Annotated in this window: 15 protein-coding genes and 1 riboswitch; of the genes, 6 read left to right on the top strand and 9 right to left on the bottom strand. The window is 54.2% G+C overall.

The window, feature by feature from the left end; genetic code table 11:
• Positions 1-10: 10 nt before the first annotated feature.
• From NSU01_RS02475 to NSU01_RS02465, 3 genes are all read right to left on the bottom strand, one after another.
• Positions 11-790 (bottom strand): sugar phosphate isomerase/epimerase, encoded by a 780-nt coding sequence (locus tag NSU01_RS02475; protein ID WP_076248833.1) that lies wholly within the window; start codon positions 788-790, stop codon positions 11-13.
• 50 nt (positions 791-840) lie between these two features.
• Complete coding sequence (locus NSU01_RS02470) at positions 841-1,149, bottom strand: MTH1187 family thiamine-binding protein (RefSeq protein WP_042133148.1); 309 nt, start codon at positions 1,147-1,149, stop codon at positions 841-843.
• A gap of 340 nt (positions 1,150-1,489) precedes the next feature.
• A riboswitch (cobalamin riboswitch) is annotated at positions 1,490-1,721 on the top strand.
• Between the two features lie 115 nt (positions 1,722-1,836).
• Positions 1,837-1,962: a hypothetical protein gene (locus NSU01_RS02465; RefSeq protein WP_256704072.1), complete on the bottom strand. Its 126-nt coding sequence runs from the start codon at positions 1,960-1,962 to the stop codon at positions 1,837-1,839.
• Between the two features lie 96 nt (positions 1,963-2,058).
• Here NSU01_RS02465 and NSU01_RS02460 point away from each other — a divergent pair, with 96 nt between their 5' ends.
• Together NSU01_RS02460 and nrdG are read left to right on the top strand one after the other, a co-directional pair.
• Positions 2,059-4,044, top strand: coding sequence for an anaerobic ribonucleoside triphosphate reductase (locus tag NSU01_RS02460; protein ID WP_042133144.1), 1,986 nt, complete (start codon positions 2,059-2,061; stop codon positions 4,042-4,044).
• Entirely contained in the window at positions 4,041-4,568 is a 528-nt protein-coding gene (gene nrdG, locus NSU01_RS02455) for an anaerobic ribonucleoside-triphosphate reductase activating protein (protein ID WP_076248837.1), read from the top strand. Before NSU01_RS02460 ends, nrdG begins: the two co-directional genes overlap by 4 nt.
• Before the next feature lie 105 nt (positions 4,569-4,673).
• Here the strand turns inward: nrdG and ssuE are convergent, their stop codons facing one another.
• Positions 4,674-5,228 (bottom strand): NADPH-dependent FMN reductase, encoded by a 555-nt coding sequence (gene ssuE, locus NSU01_RS02450; protein ID WP_076248839.1) that lies wholly within the window; start codon positions 5,226-5,228, stop codon positions 4,674-4,676.
• A 406-nt stretch (positions 5,229-5,634) separates the two neighbouring features.
• Here ssuE and serS point away from each other — a divergent pair, with 406 nt between their 5' ends.
• Entirely contained in the window at positions 5,635-6,912 is a 1,278-nt protein-coding gene (serS, locus tag NSU01_RS02445) for a serine--tRNA ligase (RefSeq protein ID WP_076248842.1), read from the top strand.
• Positions 6,913-7,219: 307 nt separating this feature from the next.
• Entirely contained in the window at positions 7,220-12,628 is a 5,409-nt protein-coding gene (locus NSU01_RS02440) for an S-layer homology domain-containing protein (protein ID WP_179093661.1), read from the top strand.
• Between the two features lie 84 nt (positions 12,629-12,712).
• Here the strand turns inward: NSU01_RS02440 and NSU01_RS02435 are convergent, their stop codons facing one another.
• The gene (locus NSU01_RS02435) at positions 12,713-13,852 is read right to left on the bottom strand and encodes a DUF4179 domain-containing protein (RefSeq protein ID WP_076248846.1); all 1,140 of its coding nucleotides are present in this window, start codon (positions 13,850-13,852) and stop codon (positions 12,713-12,715) included.
• Positions 13,839-14,441 carry a sigma-70 family RNA polymerase sigma factor gene (locus tag NSU01_RS02430; RefSeq protein ID WP_256704073.1) on the bottom strand — a complete coding sequence of 201 codons (603 nt, stop codon included), beginning with the start codon at positions 14,439-14,441 and terminating at the stop codon, positions 13,839-13,841. The genes NSU01_RS02435 and NSU01_RS02430 overlap by 14 nt, the downstream gene beginning before the upstream one ends.
• Positions 14,442-14,662: 221 nt before the next feature.
• On the opposite strand from NSU01_RS02430, the gene NSU01_RS02425 reads away from it, so the two are divergent.
• Positions 14,663-15,568 (top strand): winged helix-turn-helix domain-containing protein, encoded by a 906-nt coding sequence (locus NSU01_RS02425; protein ID WP_076248848.1) that lies wholly within the window; start codon positions 14,663-14,665, stop codon positions 15,566-15,568.
• Between the two features lie 5 nt (positions 15,569-15,573).
• Positions 15,574-16,824, top strand: a complete 1,251-nt coding sequence (locus NSU01_RS02420) for an MFS transporter (RefSeq protein WP_076248850.1) — start codon at positions 15,574-15,576, stop codon at positions 16,822-16,824.
• Between the two features lie 452 nt (positions 16,825-17,276).
• Here NSU01_RS02420 and NSU01_RS02415 read toward each other — a convergent pair whose 3' ends face one another.
• The 3 genes from NSU01_RS02415 to NSU01_RS02405 form a co-directional block, all read right to left on the bottom strand.
• Positions 17,277-17,915, bottom strand: coding sequence for a histidine phosphatase family protein (locus NSU01_RS02415; protein ID WP_076248852.1), 639 nt, complete (start codon positions 17,913-17,915; stop codon positions 17,277-17,279).
• A gap of 68 nt (positions 17,916-17,983) precedes the next feature.
• The gene (locus NSU01_RS02410) at positions 17,984-18,787 is read right to left on the bottom strand and encodes an AAC(3) family N-acetyltransferase (RefSeq protein WP_076248854.1); all 804 of its coding nucleotides are present in this window, start codon (positions 18,785-18,787) and stop codon (positions 17,984-17,986) included.
• A 39-nt stretch (positions 18,788-18,826) separates the two neighbouring features.
• Entirely contained in the window at positions 18,827-20,410 is a 1,584-nt protein-coding gene (locus NSU01_RS02405; protein WP_076248856.1) for a response regulator, read from the bottom strand.
• Between the last annotated feature and the right edge of the window lies 1 nt (position 20,411).

Here is a 20,411-nt window from a genome sequence, read left to right as displayed (position 1 = left end):
TTCGCGCTGCCTAGTCCTGCATTAGCCCCAGCCCGCGGAAATATTCCAGTGCCTCCTTAGCACTTTCCAACGAGGACACGGCATAAGCCTCTTGCTCTACTATATAGTACAGAATCCCGCTCTCCTCTGCCTTGTCGAAGACGCTCCGGAAATCAACCTGCCCTTTCCCGAGGTCAGTCTCTTCATTATTTGCCCCGAAATCCTTAATGTGAACCAGCGGAACACGGCCGGCATAACGGGCGACATAGTCAATAGGACGTGCTCCGCCCCTGTGTACCCAGCCCAGATCGAACTCTGCAAACATATGCTCCGCAGGAATCTGTTCCAGCCATATATCGATGACTGCTTTGCCGTCTACCTCCGCAAATTCATAATCATGGTTGTGATACCCGTACTGCAGGCCTGCTGCACGGACCATCGCGGAGGCCTTCTCCAGGAAGGGAATCACCGCCGTCACATCCTCCATTGAGGGGTTTTGCGGAAGCGGTGCCGAAGGGGTGATCATATATTGTAATCCAAGTTCCTTCGCATATTCAATTTCTTTGGCTAACGCCCGTTCCATGTTATCCAGACTGCTGAAATCCAGGCCCACATGCGCCGAAGGCGCAGCAAGACCCAACCGGTCCAATGTACGGCGCAGTTCTCCTGCAGACACGCCGAAATAACCGGCGAATTCTACCGCCTGATATCCCATCTCCGCAACTTTGCCCAGTGTACCCAGGAAATCGCGCTCCGTCTGGTCACGCAGTGTGTACATTTGAATCCCGATCTGCTGTGAGGCTTTTGCCATGAAAGATCCGCTCCTTATAGGTTGAATCTGATTACAACTACAGGTACTCTTTACTCTCCTTGCAGCTTGCGTTCCACGGATTCCAGCTTGCTGCGGCTCGTAGAAGGCTTGTCACGACGGTCATCAATCTTAAGCGAGGTGGAAACCCGCTGTGCTCCTGACGTAAACGGCGACTCATGCAGCGCTTCTACCGCAGCAAGAATCCGTGCAACCGGTCCTTCAATAATAGTCCCCATCGAAGTAAGCTCATAGGTAATCCCCTCCACGGTCTGCAGCACACGCTGCATATCGGCCACATAGCTGCTGAGACTGGTACTGCCAGTGCCAATCGGAATAACGGTCACTTCGCCAATCGCCATTATGAAATCCCTCCTGCAAGTTTGATGAGTCTGTTCTGTCCTTACTCCTTAATTGTAACCCTTCAGCGCCGCTCCCACAAATACCCATAGCCCCCCCTCTCTATTACTATCTCCCCAGTAAAACTACTAGGATTAGACGCACTCTATTTATGGAGTCTTTGTGGCATCTTTTGGGACAATTTATGACTCATTTAAGGCCATATCCACAGGAAAGTTGTGGATTACCTGTGGACTAACTGTGGATCATCTGTGAGTAAACCTGCGGAACCCGCTCCCCGCGCGGATTCGCAAAAAAATGTTTACAAACACAATATATTGAGTTACTTTTATTTAACAACAACAAAATATAGTAGAAACAGGTGTTTCGCCCTCTTGCTAGGGTTGAAGCTTAATAGGGAAACACGGTGCAAATCCGCTGCGGTCCCGCCACTGTAACCGGATGTTCCAGCTGCCAGACGCCGCTGGAGCAGCATCCTCCGACAACAAGCCACTAAGGGGCTGCGAGGCCCCTCGGGAAGGCGCCGGAGGGCATGCCGGAAGCCAGGAGACCTGCCTGTTTCTGTGGCACCGGTTAGACTCCTGCGAGGAACAGGCGAGGTGCCCGCATGCGGCCTGCACGAGCAGAGTTAGCCTTTCCGTTAATCGGGCCAGAGGCTGCCGATACCTGAGGACGATAGAGTATCGTCCTCAGGTATCGGCTTCTGCGGAAGGTACAAGAACAGGTTCCAGAACAGGACAAGCCCTGTGCCCGTTCGTATTTTCCACATAGACCACCGGCAAATGTCCGCTGTTTCGGATATTTGCAATACGCATTCGGGCATTTCCCGCCTCCCGGCTGGAGATGCCTTTTTACTGATGTCATGGAGCACATGCTTCACGCTTACGATACCGAGAGGAGAGAGCTATACAATGACGCTGCTGGAGAAACGATATAACGAAGGACAAGCTGCACAGGAAGTTCTTTTGGAAGAAGTTATTCATTTGGGACGGGATATTATCGACAGCCGGGATTTGGATCTGCTGCGCGAGAATGCCAACTTGAACGGGGAGAGCTTCTCCGGCAAGATGAGCAAATTCGGCAGTGAATATTCCAAGTGGTACGCCCGCAATTTCACGATGCCGCCACAGCTCGTGCAGGCTATTGAAGATAATGTTGTATATGTACACGACCTGGACCAATATGCCATTGGAACAACCAACTGCATCTTCATCCCGTTTGAACGTCTTCTCCGCGAAGGCTTCAATACCGGCAACGGCAGCGTCCGCCCTCCGAATTCGATTATGACGGCTATGTCGCTGGTGGCGATTATTTTCCAGTCCCAGCAGAATGCCCAGTACGGCGGCGTATCCGCCAACAAGCTGGATTACGATCTGGCGCCTTATGTCACTAAATCCTTCGCTAAGCTGTTCCGCAAAGGAATGGAATATTTCGAGGAAGGTGCAGCCGGCGAAGCACTCGGCGAGGTCACTATGACCCGCAGCGATCTGGAAGAGAAGTATCCGCGTGCCTTCCGTTTCGCCCTGAAAGAGACAGAAATTGAAACCCTTCAGGCTGCGGAGAGCATGGTACATAACCTGAATACCATGTCCAGCCGCTCAGGCGGCCAGATTCCTTTTACCAGCATCAACTACGGAACCTGCACCTCTCCGGAGGGCCAGCTCGTGATTAGCTCCCTCTTAACTGCTACTATGAACGGACTTGGCAGCGGAGAAACACCGGTGTTCCCGATTCAGATCTTCAAGTGCAAACAGGGTGTCAACCAGCAGCCTGGTGATCCTAACTATGAGCTGTTCCTGAAAGCGGCAGAGTGCTCTGCACGCCGGCTGTATCCGAACTTCGCCAATCTGGATGCTCCGCTGAATATGCAGTACTACGATCCAACCGATCCGGATACTGAATTTGCTACGATGGGCTGCCGGACACGTGTTCTGGGCGACCGCTTCGGGCGCAATCACTGCTCGGGCAAAGGCAACCTTTCATTCAATACGCTTAACCTTGTACGTCTTGGTCTGGCTTACGGCACAGTAACTGGCCGCCGCCTTGCCGCTGACGAGGAAGGCTTCTTCGAAGATCTTAATCATTATATGGACGTTGCGCTGGACGGCCTGCTGCACCGGTTCCGCATTCAGGCTTCCCAGAAAGCCAAAGCCTCCGATTTCATGATGCGTGAAGGCGTCTGGGAAGGCGGCGAACAGCTTGCACCGGAAGACAGCGTAGGTGAACTGCTGAAGCACGGCAGCCTGTCCCTTGGTTTCATCGGTATGGCCGAGTGCATGAAGGCTATGTACGGCAAACACCATGGCGAAGATATGGAGGTCCATGCCAAGGCAGTGGCCATTGTCCGCCACATGCGTGAATACTGCGACCGCAAGAGCGAAGAGCTGGATCTGAACATTACTCTATTCGCTACGCCTGCCGAAGGTCTCTCCGGCAAATTCACCAAGATAGACCGCAAGGTTCTCGGTTCCATCCCGGGTGTAACGGACCGTGAATACTATACGAATTCATTCCACATTCCGGTCTATTACGACCTGAGCGCAGCCAAGAAGATCAGCCTGGAAGCTCCATTCCATGAATATTGCAACGCTGGAGCGATCTCTTATGTAGAGCTGAACGGCAACGCCCGCAGCAACCCTGCAGCATTCGTCAAAATCATCAAATACGCGCTGGAGCAGGACATCAGCTATTTCAGCATCAACCACCCGATCGACCGCTGCTCCGGCTGCGGCCACGAAGGTGTAATCGGCACGAATTGCCCATCCTGCGGCGCTCATGAAGATACAACGCATATCCGCCGGCTGCGCCGGGTAACCGGATATCTGACCGGCGACTATCAGACCCGCTTCAATGCCGCCAAGCAAGCCGAAGTACGGGACCGCGTTAAGCATCTATGAACATCTGCGGATATTATCCGGAGTCGATCAATGAAGGAGAGGGATTGCGGGCGGTCCTCTTCTTCAGCGGATGCCGCCACCGCTGCCCCGGATGCTTCAACCCTAAGACCTGGAACTTCAATTATGGAGAGGTCTTCACTCCGGAGCGCAGGCGCGAGATTATCACCGAGATAGCAGACAATCCGCTGCTGGACGGCTTGACGCTGGCAGGCGGGGACCCTTTTTTCTCGGCAGAGGGAGCGGCTGACTTCATCCATGAGCTCCGCGCCGAGCTGCCGGGCTTCCCGGTCTGGATCTATACCGGTTATACGTACGAGGAGCTGACGGCTTCCCCCGGTTCGCCGGAATGGAAGCTGCTGGCCTTGTGCCAGGTGGTCATCGACGGACGATTTGTAGAGGAACTCAAAGACACTACTCTCCCCTACCGGGGAAGCAGCAACCAGCGGATTATAGATATCCCGGCAAGCCTTGCCGGAGATACGGTTATACATTGGGAGCCTGCGCTAAGCTTTCAAAGGGCATAAATCACGGTAAAAGCCGGGCTTACACCCAGCAAAAAGGGCACTAAACCACCGCATTCCGGTGGTTTAGCGCCCTTTTATGTTCCTCAGGAGGGTGATATCTTACGCCTACTCTCCCGACTTACGTGCCGCCTTATGCGCTGTCTCGTCCGCCAGCTCCTCCAGCACGCTGTTCAGCCGCAGCTTCAGCTCCTCGGCCAGCTCAACGACACCCTGGTCGTTGCGCACAGCCTGCGAGTCTACCGCGTAGACTCCGCCAAGAATATGCCGGGCGCCCAGCACAGACAGCACCGGCTTCAGCGCATAGTCGATCGCGAGCAGATGGGCCAGACTACCGCCCATGAAGAGCGGCAGCACGATTTTGCCGGCCAGCCCTTTTTGCGGAACCAGATCCAGGAAGGTCTTCAGCACTCCCGTATAGGAAGCTTTGTACACCGGACTGACGACGATCACCGCATCCGCTTCAGCCACCAGACCATTCGCTTTGACGATGGCTTCGCTCTCGAACCTGGTATGAATCAGATCCTCCGCCGGAAGCTCCGCTACATTAATCCGTTCCACTTCAAACCCGCGTTCCCGCAGATCCCCCTCCGCATATTCGATCACCGCATTGATTCGGGATACCAGGGATGGCGTACCGTTAATTACCACTATTTTGGCCACTTCCGCACCTCTTCCGTCCGCTTTTATAAGATATGCCGGGCTGCCGTGCCGGACACAAATACTTTAAATTAGTAATAATCCTAGCAGAGTACAGGGAATATTGTCAAACCTCAAATGTGCTTGCAACCCGGCCCTTCTCTGGTTATAATAAACGGCAAACCTATATCCCGACCAGGCCAATGACCGGCATCCAACCGCGAGGCGTCTGCGACCGGAGCAGTTCTCCTGTTCCCTAAGTTTACCGGGTTTCGCCCGTTACCGCGAAGACCAAAGAGGGCCTTATTCCGCGCTTTACAGCTATTTATCGGAATTAGGTCAACCTGGGTGGCACCGCGAGCTGACGCTCCTCGTCCCATGGATGAGGGCGTTTTTTGCATTTTTTTAACACAAAAGGAGCGATAGCGGCATGCTGGACATGAACTGGATCAGGGAGAATGCGGACATTGTACGGAAGACAGCGGAGTGGAAAAAGGTAGCGTTCCCGCTTGCGGAGCTGCTGGAATGGGATGACCGGCGGCGGGTTGCCCGCCGGGAAACAGAGCAGCGCCGGGCGGACCGGAACGCGCTGACCAAAGAGGTTGAGCGGCTGCTGCGCCAGGGCGACGCTGCAGGCGGAGAACAAGCGAAAGAGCAGGTGCGGGAGATCAACGCCCAGCTGACCACGCTGGAGGCGGAGTTGTTGGAGGCGGAGCGCCGCTGCGGCGAGCTGCTGCTGCTCGCGCCGAACCCCATATCGGCCGATACGCCGATCGGGCCGGATGACAGCGCGAATGTAGAGCTGCGGCGGCATGGCGCGCCGCCGGTGTTCGGCTTCAGCGCGCGTGACCATGTCGAGCTCGGAGAACTGCACGGCATCCTAGACATCCCGCGCGGCGTCAAAGCCGGCGGACCCCGCAGCTATGTGCTGAAGGGGGCCGGGCTGCTCCTGCATCTGGCCGTACAGCGGCTGGCGCTGGATGTGCTGATGCAGCGCGGCTTCACCGTGATGGATGTGCCGGTAATCGTCCGGCCGGAAGCGCTGGAGCGGACCGGGTTCTTCCCGGGCGGCATGGATCAGACCTATGAGCTGACGGGTGAAAAGCGCTGGCTCGCCGGCACCTCGGAGGTGTCGCTGGTCTCGCTGTACAGCGATGAGATTCTCGATCTTGAAACGCCGCTGCGGCTTGCCGGAATGTCGGCCTGCTTCCGCCGCGAGGTAGGCTCGGCAGGCCGCGATGTACGCGGGCTGTACCGTGTGCACCAGTTCTCGAAGATCGAACAGGTGGTGATGTGCCGGAACGATCCCGGAGAGTCGGAGCGGATGCTGCAGGAGATTCTCGGCAATGCCGAGCATATTCTCCAGCTGCTGGAGCTGCCTTACCGGGTAGTAGCCGTCTGCAGCGGCGACATGGCGATGAAGACACATAAGCAATATGACATTGAGACCTGGATGCCCAGCAGGGAAGCCTTCGGCGAGACCCACTCGGCCTCGAATCTGCTCGACTTCCAGGCCCGCCGCTCAGGTATCCGCTACCGCGATGAAGACGGGCGGCTGCAGTACTGCCATACCCTGAACAACACGGCGGTAGCTACGCCGCGCATTCTGATTCCATTGCTGGAGAATCATCAGCAGGAAGATGGATCGGTCTATATCCCGCAGGCACTGCGGCCTTATATGGGCGGCAAGGATAAGCTGATGTTATAGAAATAAGCGGAAACGGCTTTGCCGTCCTTATAAGGACGGTATCATTTACGGCCTCGCCGTCCTTCAATGGGCAGCGGGGCCGTTTCTACTATCTTTCATACTTTACATTGCATTAACATTAAGTTTACATAGTTTTCAGGAAATTCAGCTGTATTCCTCATAATTTTCCTTAAATATTAAAATATTTTAGGAATTCTTCCTATTAATTTATGCACTATTAACAAATTTTGACGAAAAATTGCTTTGGAAACCTATTATCTCTATTATATTTAAGTGGAAATGATATTTTATGGGGAGGTATACTTACATGAAACTTTCTTCACAATGCAGGAGACCGTTTAGTCTATTCCTAGCGGTTGCACTGCTCTTGACCGGGATATTCCCGGGATTATCGTTAGGCTCCGGTATGGCTTCCGCAGATGCTCCATTAACTGTAACAGCTGCTATTGCAAAGTCACCTAGCGAAGCTATCGTAGTCACAGGTTATGTAGTAGGGTATACCTCAAACGGTCCTTCATATTCTTCTACGGACCTTGCCGCTGACACAAATTTGGCTATAGCAGATCAGCCGGGAGAAACGGATAGTTCCAAAATCATGCCGGTCCAGCTCCCGAATACACCTGCCTACATCCGGTCAGAATTCGGTTTGAAATCGAATCCTTCGCTGATTGGAACGCAGATTGTGGTTACAGGAACAAGAGACACTTACTTCAACGTTCCCGGAGTTAGAAACACTTCCAGTGTTACCCTCTACAGTGAGAACCAGGCTCCGCCTGTTACTGCCTCCCCTGCCTCCGGCTCCAAGATAGGCATAGGCTCTGCTATTACATTAAGTACTTCAGTAACGGCAAGCGTATACTACAGCGTGTATGCTAACGACAGTACTATCGCAGAGATTGATAATAAATTATATGATGCGCCTATCCCTGTAAGTTCCAGCTATAATACTCTCACCATTAAAGCCTACTCTTCATTACCCGATTTAGAGAATGGTCCAACAGCAACTTTTAAATACACTGTATCTGCTGTACTGGACAATCTGAAGATCAGCCAGATTCAAGGCGCAGGGCATACATCCCCTTACCTTGACGGCCTCGTTAGTAATGTCAAAGGTATTGTCACTTACATTAAAGATGCGGATAGTTTCTATATTCAATCCGCTGCAGCCGATATGGATGCGGATGTTTCCACCTCGGAAGCGATCCTAATCTATCAAAAGGGAGGCAGCAGCACTGTTAAAGTAGGCGACTCCGTTACAGTAGACGGCATAGTCCAGGAATATGGCTTCTCCGGACAATTGACGACTACGGAAATCGCCGCCAGCAAGACTACTGTTCTCAGCAGCGGCAATCAGCTTCCGGCAGTAACTCTTCTTGGTACTGGCGGACGAGTGGTACCGACTACGGTTATCGATGATGATAAGTTCGCCAAATTCGACCCGACCACGGATGCCATCGACTTCTACGAAAGTCTGGAAGGCATGCGTCTGGAGCTTACCAAACCAACCACTGTGGGCCCTGCTGTCTATTATGCTTCCAGCAGCACGTTCGAAATCCCTGTGGTTACAGTTAACGGAACAGCCAACACGACTGAAGTCACTTCTGCTGCGGGCGGCTTGGTGCTGACTGGTGCGGACTTCAATCCCCAGCGCCTGATCCTCTCCGTGAAATCTGCACCGGTGCTCACCACAGGCCAGCAGTTCACAAGCAACATTACCGGTATTATGAACTATGATTACGGCAAATTCCTGATTTCCACGGAAACTGGCGGCCTGCCAGATGTCTCACCCAGCAAACTACAAAGGGAAGTGACTTCTCTCTCTTCCAATGCAGAAGGCAAACTAAATATTGCTTCCTTTAATATTGAGAACTTCTCTAAACTTAACGATCCCAAGAAGATCGAAAATGTAGCCAAGGATATCGTAAACAATCTCAAAACGCCGGACATTATCGGCCTGACCGAAGTGCAGGATAATAATGGTACGGGCACTGGCGTTACCGAGGCTAATGAGAGCTTCGAAGCACTGATTACTGCCATTGAAGACATCGATGGCGGTACATCCGCTTATGCCTACACCGACATCGCTCCGGTTAACAATCAGGACGGCGGCGTTCCGGAAGGCAATATCCGTTCAGGCTTCCTGTACAATACGAACCGCGTTGCACTGAAATCAGGCACACCCGGTTCTGCCACTGAATCCGTCACCTACAGCAAGACCTCCGGTCTTAGTGTAAATCCCGGACGCATCGATCCGACGAACGAAGCCTTCATTGACTCGCGTAAGCCGGTGGCTGCGGAGTTTACTTTCGAAGGCAACGATGTGATCGTGATCGCCAACCATTTCAATTCCAAAAGCAGCGACAATTACCTCTTCGGCTCCGTTCAGCCGCCAGTCTTCACAACGGAAGTCCAGCGGGCCAAGATCGCCAAGGTCGTCAACGGTTTCATTGAGGATGTGCTTCAAGAGAATGCGGATGCCAATATCGTCGTTCTCGGCGATTTGAATGACTTCCAGTTCTCCAATACGCTGAACATTCTCAAAGGCAGCGCGCTTACGAATCTCGTAAATACCCTGCCGCTGAACGAACGTTATTCCTACGTATTCCAAGGAAATTCACAGACTCTGGATCATATCCTCGTCAACAATCGCCTGGCATCGGACACTACACTCGACATCGTGCATATCAACTCGGACTTTGCTGATCCAGGAGATTATCCTACAGGCACTGAATTCCCGGCCGATATCCGGATCAGTGACCATGATCCGCTGCTCGCACAAATTGACTTTGCTACGGAGGATTTCAATCTGCGGGTACTGCATACCAATGATACTCACGGTCATTTAGAGAATGTGGCGAAGCGCACTTCAGCTACCAGCAGCGAACGGACAGGCAATACTGTACTGCTGGATGCAGGTGACGTCTTTTCCGGAACCTTATATTTCAATCAGTTCAAGGGCCAGGCAGATATCAAGTTCATGAATAACATCGGCTATGATGTGATGACCTTCGGTAACCATGAATTCGATATGAACAAGGAACAACCGGAAGTGCTGAAGAATTTCGTAACGGCCGCCCGGTTCCCGTTTGCCAGCTCCAATATCGACTTCACCACGAATAACAGTGAGCTTGCGGATCTCTATCATGAGATGACCGGAACACTTGAAACCGATGAGGCCCAGAGTACGGCCAAGGACGGAAACATCTATCCATCGGTCATCAAGGATGTCTACGGCGAAAAGATTGGTATCTTCGGCCTGACTACCGAGGACACGGTCGGATTATCTTCGCCAGGTGATAAGATCATTTTCAAGAATCATATAGAAAGTGCAAAAAAGACAGTTGAGGCCCTGGAGGCGCAAGGGATCAACAAGATTATCGCGGTCACCCATCTGGGTTACACCGTTGATCAGGAACTGGCCAAGGCCGTTCCGGGTATTGATATCATCGTCGGCGGACATTCACATACGAAGGTGGATAATCCTCCAACACCAATCGTCAATGTAGGCACCGGCAAGAATGTACTGATTGTGCAGACCGGTGAGTACAGTCAGTTCCTCGGTGAGCTTGACGTCACCTTCGACAAAGACGGTGAAATCAAGACTTACAAAGGCAAATTGCTGGACGTTAACCTGTTTGGTCCAGACGCTGCGGCTAGCGCACTCCTTGCTCCATACGATGCCGAATTAGCAACTGTCCGGAGTACGGTTGTAGGCTACACCAATGTCGATCTCTACACTTACCGCATGATCAATGGCAAATCGACACGTGTTGTACGCAGTGAAGAAACACCCATCGGGAATATGATTGCCGACAGCATCGCGGAGAAAGTCACAGAACTCCTGCCGAGCTTCGTTTCGGCCAGCGACCGCGCCTCCATCAAGGGTGTTGTTGCTATCCAGAACGGCGGCGGCATACGTGAGGCCATCAATGTTGGTGACATTACAATGGGCGAGGTGCTGACCACATTGCCTTTCGGTAACGGTCTTGCCGCACTTAAAGTGACAGGTGCTGAAATCATCTCTTCACTGGAGAATGCGGTCAGCGGAATCAGCTCCGACCAGGGCCGGTTCGCACACGTCTCCGGTATGAGATACACCTATGATTCGACCAAAAAGCCGGAGATTGTAGATTCATTAACCAACAAAGTAACTCAGGCTGGCGAAAGAATTGTTTCCGTTGATATTAAGCAGGCGGACGGTTCCTACTTGCCTGTTGATCCGGCAGCCTACTACATCCTGTCCACGAACTCCTTCATGGCAGGAGGCGGCGACTTCTACCGTGCGCTGGCTTCAGCCAAAGCAGACGGACGGTATTATGAGCTGGGTCTACCAGACTTCGAAGTCCTGTTAGCCTACCTGAAGAGCCATAATCCGGTGACTTCCAGCATTGAAGGACGCATCACAGACCTGAAAGGTGCGACACCGACTCCGACTCCTACACCGGCACCGACTTCAGGTTCAGGTGGAGGTCCGGGAACAACGGTACCAACTGCAACACCATCACCTAGTCCAACAGCTGCTGCCACAGCAGCAGTGCAGCCGCAGGTAACAACGATTTCCGCAGCTGATCTGACTGCACAGCTCGCAGCCCTGCCTGCCGGCACCAGTGAGCTGATCATCCCGCTTACGGCTTCAGCGGGCGGTGCTCAAGTTGTACTGCCGGGCAGTGTGCTGGTTCAGCAGGCTGCTGCTAAACCAAATACAGTGCTGACTTTCACCTCTACCGGCGGAGCATCCTATTCGCTGCCGCTGAGCCTTATTAACGGAACGGCACTGGCTGCCCAGCTTGGTACCAGTGACTTTACGGTTACAGTTTCTCTGCTCCAGGCGGCTACCGCCACGCTCGACAGTCTGAACAAGGCTATCGCAGCACAGGCTGGCTCCGTCACTCTGGCCGCACCGGTCATTGAATTCTCGGTTACCGCTGAGGCCGGCAATACAAGTGTGCCGCTGAACAGCTTCGGCAGCACCTACGTGAAGCGGACTATTACTGCGACGGGAGCGTTGAGTTCTCAAGGGGCAACAGCCGTTTCCTATGACCCGGCTACCGGCAAGCTGTCCTTCGTACCTTCGATCTTCGCCGGCATCTCAGACGGAGATACTGAAGTGACGATCAAACGCAACAGCAACAGCTACTATACGGTTGTGAAGTCCACCAAGACCTTCGGTGATACTACAGGGCACTGGGCGCAATCATCCATTGAGCTGCTGGCTTCCAAGCTGATTATTACCGGCACCAGCAGTACCGCCTTCTCGCCTTCGCTGTCTATCACGCGGGCAGAATTCGCGGCACTGATTACCCGCTCTCTCGGACTCGCATCCGCAAGCGGAGGAACCACCTTCAGTGATGTCAGCACAGGCGCATGGTATGCTGATGCCGTACAGACAGCAGCCGCAGCTGGTCTGATTACCGGATATACGGATGGCAGCTTCAAGCCGGGCAATCCGATCAGCCGCCAGGAAATGGCTGCGGTCTTGTCCAAAGCCATCAAGTACACCGGCAAAACCCTGACTGCCGATCCGGCAGTGCTGGCTAAATTCAGTGATGCTGCAGGCATCCCGGACTGGTCCAGAGCAGCAGTAGCAGAAATAGCTGCCGAAGGCATCATTCAGGGGACACCTGACGGCGCGTTCGCTCCGGCGAAGCTGGCTACCCGTGCGGAAGCCGCTACGATGCTGGAGAAGACCTTGAAGTCACTTCAATTCATTAACTGACCAGGCTCAAAGTTAGACATTGAAAAGGCGGTACCCGCGGCGCATCATGCGCTGCGGGTGCCGCCTTTTTCTATACGGGTATGATTACTTCGCCAGCGCTGATACCGGCACCTGTACCTCCACCTCAAATTCAGGGATATACTCCTTCTCCTGGTTCCCCTCCGGGTCTATGGACAATATCCGGAAGGGCCTTACCGTAATATGCTCCGTCTTATTCTGGAGCGGTTCGAATAGTGCAGCAGCGATCAGCACATTGCCCCCTGTGGCATTCCAGCCGGTAGACCCGTTGATCTCCCGCAATACATGGCCCTGATCATCCACAAGATCATAGCCCAAGAAATCCTTATGATCGACAGGCTGACCCGCAGGCTGTTCAAGCCGGGTGGTGATCCTCGTTGTAATCGGAGTAAGCTCAACAGTATCGAGTGTGAAAATCATACCGGAGCTCTGGCGGATTAACGGCTCCGCAATGATGCTGTGATAGGTCTTCTTTTGCACCGGCAGCTTAATTACAAAGGGCTCCTGGATCCCCTGTACTTCTATGGTAAGCGTGAGCTCAAAATCATCCGGGAAAGCCCGCCCCCCCTGATTCTGCAAATCCGTGAATTGAATGATCCTTGAATCCGCATCCTTCCCGCGAAGCAAGAACGGGCCAAACGAACCGCCGCCGCTGCTGCCAAGCGGACCATAGGTATTGATATCCTCACCGTTGATCGACAGCTTAATAGCTGTCATGAGATCACTAACATCACCCTGCCGGAACTCCAACACATCCGTTTGGCGCCCGATCCCCAGTGATACGCGAATTCCATCGTACAGCACTTCAGGTACAATAAGCTTTAGTCCGTCATGGGTATCGCTCAGCTCAGGTTTCTGTACTGCCGCCAGCCCCTGCTGATCCGCATTCCGCAGCCCCAGATCCCCGGCCAGTCTGAAGATCGACTCCATCCCCGGAATCTGCTTAATGGACGCGGCCAGCGTCGGAGAGATAAACTCTGTCCCCGTGATCAGCAGCAGCAGCACCGCAGCCACTATGCCTGCACCTCTTCGAAGTACACTGCCTCGTCTTCTGCTTAGTCCGACTGGTTCTGTCCTCGTTCCCCGCTGCTGCCCGTCCACGTACCGGTTCATTATGCGTTCTTCCAGATCTACCTGAACCGGTGTATCACGGACCATCCGACCGATCCGCTCCAGTTCTTCTTCCTCCCTGTTAGCGTGGTTCATGAGCGATCATCCCTCCACTGTTTTGACGGCGTCCGAGTTTTTTGCGCATCCGTTCATATTTTTTGCGGACCGCCCCGGGGTTCAAGTCCATAATCGTTCCGATTTCCTCAAAGCTATGCTCCTCCAGTGCCCTCAGCAGCAGAATTTGCCGTTCTTCCATACTCAGCATCTCCAGCAGTTCATGAACAACCTCCGTATATCGTGAACCTTCGGCGCACTCCGCCTGCTGCTGATGGCTCCTGTAGATGGAGAGCAGCCTGAAGCCTTTGTTTCTCTGTTTAATCCGGTCCAGGCAATGGTTGCGTGCAATGGTGTACAGCCAGGCCGAGAAAGAGACCTTTGCCGAGTACTGCCCCACCCGCTCCAGGGCTCTGATAAAAATCTCCTGAGCCGCATCCTCCGCCTCTTCCCGGTTACCCAGCAGGTAATAGCAGTACAGGTAAATCGGCCGCTGAAAATGTCTGATGATCCAAGTGAAGGCCTGTATATCTCCCAGCTGAACCTTCTCGACCCTTTGCTCCACGGTCAGCTCTGCCGCCTGCTCCTGTTCTGCGTCTCTATTCGTCCGGCAGATTTCCGTTTCATCCACAGCTCCCCCTCCTCTCTGCCTGTATAACTGTCAAAATCCTGATTTTGTGACACGCGCTCTAAAAAATCTTGGAGACTTGTGAAGTCAGCCCTTGCAAACACAAATATGTTCGTTTATTATAAAACTAACAGTCAGTTCTATATTTATAGAACTAATCAAAAATAGTTACTACTTGTTCATCTCTGCCGTAATATCACTTCTCCAGAAAGCAGGTACCCCCTATGGATTACAAGGTAACAGTCGATTTCGCGCCAATCTATGAGTGCATCTCCAGCTTAAATGCTTTTATCGGGAAGCAGAACCACAATGCTATGGACGCTGGAATCTCCTGGATCCGCGAGGTGCAGACCCGGTTCGCCCCCGTAATGCTCCAGAAAATGAAAGAAGTAATGAAGCTCACCGATAACTTCAGTCTGTCTCCTTACATATGGAGCTGTCCGGAAGAGCGCACGGTCAAGAAGTTCCTGGGCTGGTTCGAAGTCCTCTCCCCGGGTGAGCTGTATGAGATTGCCGGCCGCTTCGGGCAGACCGTCCCCTCCAACCTGGCCGAGCTGCGAAGCTCTGCCGCTGAAGTCATCAGAGCTTGGGATACGGGGTACTTCAGCAGCATTGATCCGGCCATCATGGAAGGGCTGCAGCAGGAGGCTGGTGCAAGGGCAGCGCTGCTGACCGGCACGAATGATATGGAGGTGTACGAAGCGGCTACAGCAGGTATGCGGCTATACCCTTCAGAAACCCTGAAGCAGGTCATTATTACACCGCAATATCATGCCCGGCCTCTCGTAACCTCCACGCTTTTTGATGAATTTGTATTCACCAGCTACTCCTGCGATGTTCTTCCTCCGGAAGATGGGCGGCCCGCACCGGCTCTGCTGCGGCTTACCCGGGCGCTGTCGGATGAGACGCGGCTCTACATTCTTCGCCTGCTGACCGGCAGGCAGCTGAATTTCACTGAGATTGTGAAGGAGGTCGGCCTGTCCAAAAGCACGATCCACTACCATCTGATCGCACTGCGGGCGGCGGGCCTGGTCATTGTTCATACTACCAGCAAAAACACGTCCTACAGCCTGCGCCTTGAGGCGCTGAACGGCCTGCCCGGACGAATCGGGGAATATCTGGAGGGGTGAGTTCTATGCAGAAACGCAGCTATTACGGGTTATTATCCACAATTTCCTTGAGTGCCTTCGGCGATGCCTTTGGACTGCTGGCAATGGAATGGCTTGTCTATGAGCTGACTGGCTCCAAGCTGGCTATGGGTGCACTTGCCCTCAGCTCCATGATTCCGGAACAGGCGCTCCGCCTGCTCGGCTCACCCTTGTCCGACCGGCTGCCCCGCGTCCGGTTCATGGCCTGCCTCGCGTCGCTGCGTCTGCTGGCCCTCCTGCTGCCGCTGGGCATGGGGCTGGCCGGCCACCTGCAGCTGTGGCATTTGTTCGCTGCCGCCAGTCTCAGCGGAGCCTGCTCCGCCTTGTTCATGCCAACCGCAATGGCCGTGATTCCCGGCATCGCAAGCACCAGCAAGCTGATGCGCGCCTTTGCAATCATCGACGGCTGCAAGGGTGCCGCCGCACTTCTCGGCCCGGCCCTCGCCGGCGTGTTGACCGCAGCCAGCGGGGCCTTGCCGGCGCTCGGCATCAATGCAGTTTGTTATACGGCAGCGATAGCCACTCTGCTACTGCTGCCCCGCATGGGTAAGCCGGCAGCAGCCCCCGCCGGCAGCTTCTCGACAGCCCTCTATCTGCGGGAGGTAGCCGAAGGCTTCTCGTTCTACCGGCAGTTCCCCGCCATGCTGACGATTATGATGATGGCCGCCGTCAGCAATCTGAGCTCCATTGCCGTATGGACCATGATGGTCCCTTATGTCCGCGAGGTGCTGCACCGGGATGCAGCAGCGGTAGGCTCGCTGTCTACGGCCTCTGCGCTCGGATACTTAGCCGGGCTGGGCGTGATCTCCCTGATGGGCGAGATCACGAAGCGGCGCATCGTGATGCTCGGCAGCCTGGGCTTATCGGGTATCGTCACTATGGTGTGGGGGTTCATCCCCAGCTATTTCTTTGCCCTATTTGCGGTATTCGCCGCCGGACTGCTGGGACCTTTCTTCGGTTCCTTAAGCTCCTCCCTGCATGGACGGCTGGTTCCCGGCCACCTGCAGGGGCGGGTGAACTCGGTCCGGTTCCTGATTGGCGGGAGCCTGTCACCGCTCGGCGCCCTGGCAGGAGGAGCGGTCGCTGAGCTCTATGGGGTGCCTGCTCTTTTGCTGGCCGCAGGAATTCTTCCTGCCCTGTATGCTGGAGTGGCGCTGCGCTTGCCGGGACTGAAGGCGCTGGACGGGGACTTATCCGTGCTGGAACAGAGCACGCGGCAGAAAAGTGAAGTTGCCTAGACAGGCAATACACCTGTATAGACTGAACTCTGTTTTCCATAATTTTGGGCTAGGCCACGCTCGAAACTCCGTGAAATGTCTGGACTTCCGGCGGGCATTACAATTTTTGCTGGCTAGAAGTTGAATGTTGTACTTTCTGCAGAATTTTCGCACAGAAGGGGCCTTCCAGGGCGCATTGTTGTACTTTTTGCAGGATTTTTGCCGATTTCGTGCTGGTCAGAGCTCGATTGTTGCACTTTCTGCAAGATTATTGCAGATTCGCTGCCTACCAGAAGCAAATTGTTGTAATTTGTACAGCAATTCATCAGTCTGGACGGAGCTACGGACGGGGCAGCGCAACCAGCTGCTGCTTCACCTGCGAAGCCGCAGGAAGCGGCCGGCGCAACACGTCAAACAGGGCGATGCCGTCATGCACATCGCCCTGTTATTCTTAAGAAGTCCGTGCTGCAGAATCAGGATTCCATCCCGCCCTCAGTGGTCTCATAATGACTGGTATCGCCGTGAAGCACAATCTCGGGCACACCGTCCGTGATATCGATTCTGCACAGACAGGTAGGATAGATGTAGGGCAGATCCCAGAGCTTGTTCATGGCTCTGCTCTCGAAATAAGCCATAAGCACCTTAATCACAACCGTATGCGTCACAATGAGCACCGAGCCGCCTGCGTGGAGGTCTGCGATCTCCCGCAGCTTGCCCAGCGCACGCTCCTGCACCGCTGCAAAGGTCTCACTGCCCTCTACACTGAACTGCTCCGGGTCGCTCCAGAAGAACTGATGCTGCTCCGGATACTGAACCTGCAGCTCTGCGGAATCACGGCCTTCCCAGACTCCCATGCCGATCTCCTTGAATTCATCGCAGGCCGTAAGCGGCAAGTCCCGCTCTCCCATGATAATCTCCGCCGTCCGCAGCGCCCGGGGACTAGAGCTCGCGTACACCGCGTCCAGCTCCACTTGCTGCATGCTCCGGCTTAGCCATTCTGCCTGCTGGACGCCCAGCGGCGTAAGCTCTGAATCCTGATGGCCCTGCATCCGCTTCTGCACATTCCATTCGGTCTGCCCGTGCCGGGTAATGTACACCGTTGTTGTAGTCATGAAACTTTGCTCCCCTCAAGCCGATAGCTCTCTTGCTCTATCCATAATCAATTACGCCTCCGCACCTCTTACGTGCGCTTGCGTTCCAGCCACTTCACCGCGTAATCCACAATCTCCCGCTGCGGAATCAGCTGTGCCGCCGATGCGGCCACCAAACCGCTGGCAATAAGTCCGGTCTCCCGGCCAAAGTCCACGCCCAGCTCCGTGAAATCATCCGAGTTCCAGTTGTAATCACTGAATTCCGTCCATCGTCTGACTCCGTCCACCATCATCGGCGCTGCAGCCATGACTTCCTGTTTCCCGGCATAGTCTGCCCGGTATTCCGCCAGATGCAGTGAGGTATTATTAAGATTGTCTACGCCAAGCAGCAGCACGCTTCCTCCCAGCTCATAGATCCGGGCCAGCGGAGACTGCTCACCGAAGGCGTACTCCAGGCTATGCCCGTCGATAATGACATCCCGGTGCTTCCCCCAGGCGGCAAAAGAATCGATCGGATGACTGCTGCGCCGGACGCCCTGCTGCTTGCGGAAGCAGTCGGGAATCACGCCCATCCCTCTAAGCGGAGTCAAGTCCGGGTCATATGCAGGCATATGCTCCCGGATGCCGGGCCACCAGGCCTCCGGCACCGGCGGTTTGCTCCAGCCTGACGGATCGGTCAGATCCGAGGATTGCGTAGGCATAACGAGCGTCCCTTCTTCACCCAGTACCTTCTCCAGCGCCAGGATAACGGCAACCGGACCACCAGCCACCCATTGTCCCAGTGATTTAAAGGAAGAATGCAGCAGCAGTGTCATTCCTTCATGCACGCCTAGCTTACGGAAGTCGGCGGCAAGTGTATCTACGGTAATCAGTGTTCCTTGTACTTCTTCCATTCCATTGCCTCCAGCCTCTAGCCATCCGTTGTTCATATCTTAAAATTCCTTATCCTCCGTCTGCCCCGAATAACGCTCCATCAGCTGCTTCGCCCGGTATTCACCGGGAGAGATACCCTCCAGCTCCTTAAAGACACGCGCGAATTGCTTGCTGTTCTCAAAACCTACAGCCTCAGAGACCCCAGCCAGCTTGACGGAATGATCAGCCAGCAGCTCCTTGGCGTGGCGGATGCGGACTTTTTTGAGATACAGCACAAAGCTCTCCCCGGTGTACGCCTTGAAGGCTTCACTGAAATATGAATAATTGAGCGAGACATAATTGCTGACCATAGCCATATTCAGCGGACGCGCATAATCCGCTTCGATATACGCCAGCGCTTCTTCCATATCCGCATGCTCGGTATGCGCAGATCTTATACCTATAATATAATCGTTCACACTAAGGAGCAAATGCTCCAGTGCCCGGTAATAGTCATGGAAATTGCTGAAATTATACAAGTTGCCGACCGCTCGGTACAGCTTCAGCACTTCCACCGAAGCCTCTCCATGCACACGGAACACTTCATCCAGCACCCGTTCATTAATACTCCGCCCTACATTCTCCAGGTAATCCAAATCCAGATGCAGCAAATGATCCGTCTGAAAAATAACACCAAGCAGCGTCTTAATCTCCTTCTCCCGCTCGGTTCCCAGCATATTAAGCAGCTTGCGCAGCTCCTCCTCCGGAGAAGGGAAGCTCAGGCGGCCGGCGCGGATATCCTTATAGTCGACAAAACTGGCCTGCGGGGACAAAAAAGTATACTGCAGCGCCCGGTACGCCTCCATGTAACAGGCACGGAACTGCTCCGGACTCCGGCTCTCACTGCTGATGCCGATGAGCAGCCGCTTAAGTTCTTTGGCCTCAGCCTTACCGGACAGCTCCAGGAAGCTCTCCATATTCCCCACAAGTACAAGCTTCCCGTCCCAATCGGTCAGAATTTCCGTGAATTTATGTTCCAGCGGTCCGATCAGCCGCTCCAGCACGCCCTGGACCTCTCCGTGATTCATCCGCGCGCCGTCCCGGTGATAATAATTGACCACGCCTACTGTAAAAGGAATCTGCAGCGTCGACAGCTCCTCCAGCTGTGCCGCCGATGCTTCTGTCTCCCGCTGCATCAAAAGCCCCCGCAGGCGGGCAATCCGCAGCTCGCGGCGGTAGCCTTCCGCCTCCTGCTTCTGCCGCAGGCTGCTCGACTGGCGGTCCATTCCCTCCTTGTCAATCCGTTCGAGAATCTCGAACAGCTCTTCGCGGCGGATCGGCTTCAGCAGATAATCCTTCACGCGGTAGCGGATCGCGCTTTTGGCATATTCGAAATCATCATGGCCGCTTAAAATAATGACAGCAGGCGGCTCCTCCTTGCCTGCTTCCACCGACAAACGTTCCAGCAGCGTGATCCCGTCCATAATCGGCATCCGGATATCCGTAATAATGACATCCTTCCGCTCCTGCTTGTACAGCTCCAGCGCTTCCGCACCGTTGCCCGCCATCGTGATGCTGTAGACAGACGGATATTCCCGTTCGATCATCGCCTTCAGACCTTGACGGATCATTTTTTCATCATCCACGATCAGCAGATTGGTCATA

It is taken from the genome of Paenibacillus sp. FSL H8-0259, assembly GCF_037963255.1.
In the GTDB taxonomy this organism is placed as follows: domain Bacteria; phylum Bacillota; class Bacilli; order Paenibacillales; family Paenibacillaceae; genus Paenibacillus_AQ; species Paenibacillus_AQ phytohabitans.
The sequence above is the reverse complement of the archived record's forward strand: the minus strand, read 5'-3'. Positions and strand labels throughout refer to the sequence as shown.

Excerpts from the sequence above, each read along its gene's own strand:
- NSU01_RS02475 (WP_076248833.1), bottom strand. The coding sequence starts at position 790 with ATGGCAAAAGCCTCACAGCAGATCGGGATTCAAATGTACACACTGCGT.
- NSU01_RS02470 (WP_042133148.1), bottom strand. The coding sequence starts at position 1,149 with ATGGCGATTGGCGAAGTGACCGTTATTCCGATTGGCACTGGCAGTACC.
- NSU01_RS02465 (WP_256704072.1), bottom strand. The coding sequence starts at position 1,962 with ATGCGTATTGCAAATATCCGAAACAGCGGACATTTGCCGGTGGTCTAT.
- NSU01_RS02460 (WP_042133144.1), top strand. The coding sequence starts at position 2,059 with ATGACGCTGCTGGAGAAACGATATAACGAAGGACAAGCTGCACAGGAA.
- nrdG (WP_076248837.1), top strand. The coding sequence starts at position 4,041 with ATGAACATCTGCGGATATTATCCGGAGTCGATCAATGAAGGAGAGGGA.
- serS (WP_076248842.1), top strand. The coding sequence starts at position 5,635 with ATGCTGGACATGAACTGGATCAGGGAGAATGCGGACATTGTACGGAAG.
- NSU01_RS02440 (WP_179093661.1), top strand. The coding sequence starts at position 7,220 with ATGAAACTTTCTTCACAATGCAGGAGACCGTTTAGTCTATTCCTAGCG.
- NSU01_RS02435 (WP_076248846.1), bottom strand. The coding sequence starts at position 13,852 with ATGAACCACGCTAACAGGGAGGAAGAAGAACTGGAGCGGATCGGTCGG.
- NSU01_RS02425 (WP_076248848.1), top strand. The coding sequence starts at position 14,663 with ATGGATTACAAGGTAACAGTCGATTTCGCGCCAATCTATGAGTGCATC.
- NSU01_RS02420 (WP_076248850.1), top strand. The coding sequence starts at position 15,574 with ATGCAGAAACGCAGCTATTACGGGTTATTATCCACAATTTCCTTGAGT.
- NSU01_RS02415 (WP_076248852.1), bottom strand. The coding sequence starts at position 17,915 with ATGACTACAACAACGGTGTACATTACCCGGCACGGGCAGACCGAATGG.
- NSU01_RS02410 (WP_076248854.1), bottom strand. The coding sequence starts at position 18,787 with ATGGAAGAAGTACAAGGAACACTGATTACCGTAGATACACTTGCCGCC.
- NSU01_RS02405 (WP_076248856.1), bottom strand. The coding sequence starts at position 20,410 with ATGACCAATCTGCTGATCGTGGATGATGAAAAAATGATCCGTCAAGGT.